This window comes from Corynebacterium sp. MSK073 (assembly GCF_030232085.1).
Lineage (GTDB): Bacteria > Actinomycetota > Actinomycetes > Mycobacteriales > Mycobacteriaceae > Corynebacterium.
Window position 1 is genome coordinate 1 of sequence record NZ_JASPIY010000036.1, and the last position, 1375, is coordinate 1375.

The following is a 1375-nucleotide window of genomic DNA, read 5'->3' on the forward strand; positions in this document are numbered from 1 at the left end:
ATTTTGGAAGAAGACCCCACAACAGGCAATAATGGAAAACAAGGCAAATGCCTAGGAACAAAACCCGGGGCACTTCAGAAAGTCTTTGATAATCCCATTATCTGCCGGCAGGAAGTCTTTCGATGGTGCATGCGCTACAACACCCGCAGACGGCATTCCTGGTGCAACCTTCTAGCCCCCGATGACTTCGAAGCACTCACATCAGCTACACTGACCCAAGCAGCATAGCTAACCCCCGTCGTGTCTGCTTTCCGGGGGTCAGGCCCGTATGCGTGTCATCCAGGATGAGTTGGATAAGCGCCTCACCGGCACCACACTGATTATTGTCGGCTTGGGAATCGATGTGGCGGGCGATAATAGCGGCCGTAGCTTTATCACACGTGAGGCTCATGGTGGCGCGGTTGTTATGCACTGACACGTTAAGGGTGGGCTCGACCTCGTCGGTGTCATCGTCTGTGAGGTTGTGGGTGTCGATGAAGTCGCGGATAAACCGGCGGATATCCGCCACGGTGGGTACATGCTGGCACGGTGCTGTCGGGGTGAGAAAATCTGCCAGGGCGGCATCGATTAGGCCTATGTGGTCGTGGTTGTCGCCTACGCGTTCTATTTCCCTATCGATGACCCGCAGGCGTGGTGTATCCAGGATCCATTGCTCCATGTTGGTCGCTGCGACTAGGGGTAGTTCTTGCATGCGGAAATGTGCCCTGATAATCCCCGACAGGGTGCTGTAGGTGAGGCCTAGGTCTTTAGCCAGGCTGGTCAGTGTCACATCCACGTCATCATCGTCGAGGTCGGGAAGGAGTGACTGGTAGAACACCCAGGAGTTCTTCCGGGCGTGTGCTCCAGCTGCAGCAATAGGATTGCCGGGTGTGTTGGTGGCATAAAAGACGACCGGTACCCCTGCCTCAGCCTCAGCATCAGTGCCGGTAGTAGCGTCAGTGTTGGTGTCGTAGTCCAGTGGCTCGCCGGCCAGGCGGGTATTCCCCGGCGTGGTGTCGCCTACTGGCTCGTGCCTGGTGGTGGGTGGTGGTGTGCTACTTGTCATCGTGGTCGTATCCCCCGGGAATAGTAAACCGGTTAAGTCGAATGTGTTTTCGTCTAACACGGATTCACCCTACCCACCACACCTGACACTAGGGGGTAAAACCACGACACCCCGCCACGCATTCTGCCAGCTCGACAGAGTACAAGTCGCCTCCATGAGCGGGGGTGAAACGACGACTAGTCCCCGAAACACCAACCACCCACAATTATTCGGGGTGATGGTCTTTCGGGGACTACCGTATAAACACTATTTAGTTGTTTGTTGTTTGGTGTCGGCGGTGACTTACTCTCCCACAACCTCCCGGTTGCAGTACCATCAGCGCGTACAGGC

General features: G+C 55.9%; 1 protein-coding gene and 1 pseudogene. One reads left to right on the forward strand and one right to left on the reverse strand.

The genetic code is table 11. The features are described from left to right. A pseudogene (locus QP970_RS11550) lies at positions 1-228 on the forward strand (hypothetical protein); the annotation flags it as partial. Here QP970_RS11550 and QP970_RS11555 read toward each other — a convergent pair. Further along, complete coding sequence (locus QP970_RS11555) at positions 206-1045, reverse strand: hypothetical protein (RefSeq protein ID WP_284869964.1); 840 nt, start codon at positions 1043-1045, stop codon at positions 206-208. The pseudogene QP970_RS11550 and the gene QP970_RS11555 sit on opposite strands and share 23 nt — an antisense overlap. Positions 1046-1375 lie beyond the last annotated feature (330 nt).

What these genes read in the sequence shown, in the direction of transcription:
- QP970_RS11555 (WP_284869964.1), bottom strand. Translation starts at nt 1,045, where the DNA reads ATGACAAGTAGCACACCACCACCCACCACCAGGCACGAGCCAGTAGGC.